This window comes from Pseudomonas sp. 22082, assembly GCF_052046055.1.
Taxonomy (GTDB): Bacteria; Pseudomonadota; Gammaproteobacteria; order Pseudomonadales; family Pseudomonadaceae; genus Aquipseudomonas; species Aquipseudomonas pharyngis.
Genome location: NZ_JBQEQB010000047.1, coordinates 1 through 4,622, shown reverse-complemented (window position 1 = coordinate 4,622; position 4,622 = coordinate 1). Strand labels below are relative to the sequence as shown.

The 4,622-nt window shown below is 64.7% G+C and carries 1 protein-coding gene; it reads left to right on the top strand.

Annotation, left to right across the window (positions count from 1 at the left end; genetic code table 11):
• The coding region (locus ACTJK9_RS29475) for an amino acid adenylation domain-containing protein (protein WP_440817852.1) at positions 1-4,622 on the top strand (4,622 nt) is incomplete at both ends.

The following is a 4,622-nucleotide window of genomic DNA, read 5'->3' as shown; positions in this document are numbered from 1 at the left end:
AAAGGCGTGATGGTCGAACACGCGACCCTGGAAAACCTTGTGCACTGGCACGCCGAAGCCTTCGACCTGCACGCCGGCAGCCACACCGCCAGCGTGGCCGGGCTCGGTTTCGATGCGATGGCGTGGGAAGTCTGGCCGGCGTTGTGCGTCGGCGCGACCCTGCACCTGCCGCCGGAATCGGTGAGCAACGAGCACCTGGACGAACTGCTCGACTGGTGGCGGGCGCAGCCGTTGCAGGTCAGCTTCCTGCCGACGCCGGTGGCCGAATATGCCTTCAGCCGCGGGCTGCAACACCCGACCTTGCGTACCTTGCTGATCGGCGGCGACAAGCTGCGGCAGTTCAACCGCGAACAGACTTTCGCGGTCATCAACAACTACGGCCCGACCGAGGCTACGGTGGTCGCGACGTCCGGCCCGGTCGAAGTTGGGCAACCGCTGCACATCGGCCGGCCGATTGCCAACGCCAAGGTCTATCTGCTGGATGAGCAGCAACGGCCCGTGCCGGTGGGCGTCACGGGCGAGTTGTATGTCGCAGGTGCGGGCGTGGCGCGGGGTTACCTCAACCGTCCCGATCTGACCGCCGAGCGCTTCCTGAATGATCCGTTCAACGAAGGACGCATGTACCGCACCGGCGACCTCGCACGCTGGTTGGCAGACGGCAACATCGAGTACCTGGGCCGCAACGACGATCAGGTCAAACTGCGCGGCGTACGGGTTGAACTGGGGGAAATCGAAGCGGCGCTGGCCAGCCATCCGGCGGTGCAGGACGCGGTGGCGCTGGTGCGCGACGGCCAGTTGCTGGTGTGGTTCACCGAGCGAGCCCCGACCGATATCGAAGCCCTGCGCAATCATCTGCAAACCCGTTTGCCGCAAGCCCTGATCCCGGCGGCTTACGTGCGCCTCGACGCCTTGCCCCTGACCGCCAACGGCAAACTCGACCGCAAGGCCTTGCCGGAGCCGGATCAGAACGCCTGGCTCAGCCGCGAATACGAAGCCCCGCAAGGCCCGGTGGAAACTGCGCTGGCGCAGATCTGGGCTGACGTTTTGAAACTGGAGCAGGTCGGACGCCACGACAACTTCTTCGAACTGGGTGGCCACTCGTTGCTGGCCGTAAGTCTGATCGAACGCCTGCGCCAGATCGGCCTCAACACCGACGTGCGCGTGCTGTTCAGCCAGCCAACTTTGGCTGCATTGGCCGTGGTGGTGGGCAGCGGTCGCGAAATCGAAGTGCCGGACAATCGCATTCCTGCCGACTGCGCCCACATCACCCCGGAGCTGCTGAGCCTGACCGAACTGGATCAGGCCAGCATCGATCGGATCGTGGCCAGCGTGCCGGGTGGCGCCGCCAACGTGCAGGACATTTATCCGCTGGCGCCGTTGCAGGAAGGCATCCTTTATCACCATTTGAGCGCGGAGCAGGGCGACCCGTACCTGCTGCAATCATGTCTGGCCTTTGCCAGCGTCGAGCGCTTGCACGCTTTTGCCAACGCCTTGCAAAAGGTGATTGCGCGCCACGACATCCTGCGCACCAGTCTGGTGTGGGAAGGATTGCCGAGCCCGCAGCAAGTGGTGTGGCGAGAGGCTGCGCTGATGGTGCAATCGGTGGCTCTGAGTCCGCTGGATGGCGATATCCTCCATCAGTTGCGCGCACGGTTCGATGCCCGGGATTATCGCCTCGACCTCGGTCAGGCACCGCTGATCCGTCTGGTATATGCCGAAGATCCGCTGCGTGACCGGGTGGCAGGTGTGCTGTTGTTCCATCACGTCGTGCTGGATCACACCGCACTGGAGGTGGTTCGCCGGGAAATGCAGTTGTATCTGCCGGGGCAGGTTGAGTCTTTGCCGCCCGCCGCCCCCTACCGCAACTACGTCCATCAGGCCCGCCAAGGCATCAGCGAGGACGAACACGAAACCTTCTTTCGCGAAATGCTCGGCGACATCGACGAACCGACCCTGCCATTCGACTTGCAGGACGTACAGGGCGACGGCCGCAACATCGAGGAGCACTCGCTGGCGCTGCCGGTGGAATTGAATCGGCACCTGCGCAGCCAGGCGCGGCAATACGGGGTCAGCGTCGCGAGCCTGTTTCATCTCGCCTGGGCGCGGGTGCTGGCGGCGACCTCCGGACGCCGGGACGTGGTGTTCGGCACCGTGCTGCTGGGGCGCATGCAAGGCGGCGAGGGCGCGGATCGGGCTTTGGGGATGTTCATCAACACCTTGCCGCTGCGCGTGGAGGTTGACGGGCAGAGTGTGAGTGAAGCGGTTCGCACGGTTCATGAGCGGCTGGCGGCTTTACTGGGACACGAACATGCGTCGCTGGCACTGGCTCAGCGTTGCAGCGCCGTGGCCGCGCCTTTGCCGCTGTTCAGCGCGGTACTCAACTATCGACACAGCGGCCACGACGATGCGCGAGAGCCTGTTTGTCCGGTCTGGCAAGGCATCGAATTCCTGGCCCAGGACGGGCGCACGAATTATCCGTTGACCCTGAGCATCAATGACCGGGGCGATGGCTTCAGCCTGTCGGTGCTGACCCCGGATCATGTGGGGGCGCAGCGGGTCTGCGAGCTGATGCACACCGCTCTCACGGAGCTGGCGACAGCGTTGGCTGACAACCCCGGACAGGCCTTTGAACGTCTCAACGTCCTGTCAGCGGCGGCGCGCGAGCAGCTGCTTGGCGACTTCAATGCGAGCTCCGCCGTTTACCCGTCAGCGCAAGGTGTTCATCGTCTGTTCGAAGCGCAGGTTGCGCGCACGCCGGAGGCCGTGGCGGTTCAGGCGGGCACGCAGCGCATGACGTTCAGGCAATTGAACCAGCGCGCCAATCGCCTGGCCCATCATCTGCGGGGGCTGGGGGTCACTACCGAGACACGAGTGGCGATCTGTCTCAAACGCAGCCCGGACATGCTGGTCGGCTTGCTGGCGATCCTCAAGGCCGGCGCCGCTTATGTACCGGTCGACCCGGCTTATCCGCCCGAGCGTATCGCATACTTGCTGGCCGACAGTGCGCCGACAGTGGTTCTGGTTCGCGACGTCGATTTGCCGAATCAGACGGGCGTGCCGGTGATCGATCTCGCCCGCGAGACCTGGCAAAACCTGTCGAGTGCAGACCCGCAGCTCACCGATTTGACGCCGGACAACCTGGCCTACGTGATCTACACCTCAGGCTCCACCGGCCAGCCGAAAGGCGTGATGGTCGAACACGCGACCCTGGAAAACCTTGTGCACTGGCACGCCGAAGCCTTCGACCTGCACGCCGGCAGCCACACCGCCAGCGTGGCCGGGCTCGGTTTCGATGCGATGGCGTGGGAAGTCTGGCCGGCGTTGTGCGTCGGCGCGACCCTGCACCTGCCGCCGGAATCGGTGAGCAACGAGCACCTGGACGAACTGCTCGACTGGTGGCGGGCGCAGCCGTTGCAGGTCAGCTTCCTGCCGACGCCGGTGGCCGAATATGCCTTCAGCCGCGGGCTGCAACACCCGACCTTGCGTACCTTGCTGATCGGCGGCGACAAGCTGCGGCAGTTCAACCGCGAACAGACTTTCGCGGTCATCAACAACTACGGCCCGACCGAGGCTACGGTGGTCGCGACGTCCGGCCCGGTCGAAGTTGGGCAACCGCTGCACATCGGCCGGCCGATTGCCAACGCCAAGGTCTATCTGCTGGATGAGCAGCAACGGCCCGTGCCGGTGGGCGTCACGGGCGAGTTGTATGTCGCAGGTGCGGGCGTGGCGCGGGGTTACCTCAACCGTCCCGATCTGACCGCCGAGCGCTTCCTGAATGATCCGTTCAACGAAGGACGCATGTACCGCACCGGCGACCTCGCACGCTGGTTGGCAGACGGCAACATCGAGTACCTGGGCCGCAACGACGATCAGGTCAAACTGCGCGGCGTACGGGTTGAACTGGGGGAAATCGAAGCGGCGCTGGCCAGCCATCCGGCGGTGCAGGACGCGGTGGCGCTGGTGCGCGACGGCCAGTTGCTGGTGTGGTTCACCGAGCGAGCCCCGACCGATATCGAAGCCCTGCGCAATCATCTGCAAACCCGTTTGCCGCAAGCCCTGATCCCGGCGGCTTACGTGCGCCTCGACGCCTTGCCCCTGACCGCCAACGGCAAACTCGACCGCAAGGCCTTGCCGGAGCCGGATCAGAACGCCTGGCTCAGCCGCGAATACGAAGCCCCGCAAGGCCCGGTGGAAACTGCGCTGGCGCAGATCTGGGCTGACGTTTTGAAACTGGAGCAGGTCGGACGCCACGACAACTTCTTCGAACTGGGTGGCCACTCGTTGCTGGCCGTAAGTCTGATCGAACGCCTGCGCCAGATCGGCCTCAACACCGACGTGCGCGTGCTGTTCAGCCAGCCAACTTTGGCTGCATTGGCCGTGGTGGTGGGCAGCGGTCGCGAAATCGAAGTGCCGGACAATCGCATTCCTGCCGACTGCGCCCACATCACCCCGGAGCTGCTGAGCCTGACCGAACTGGATCAGGCCAGCATCGATCGGATCGTGGCCAGCGTGCCGGGTGGCGCCGCCAACGTGCAGGACATTTATCCGCTGGCGCCGTTGCAGGAAGGCATCCTTTATCACCATTTGAGCGCGGAGCAGGGCGACCCGTACCTGCTGCAATC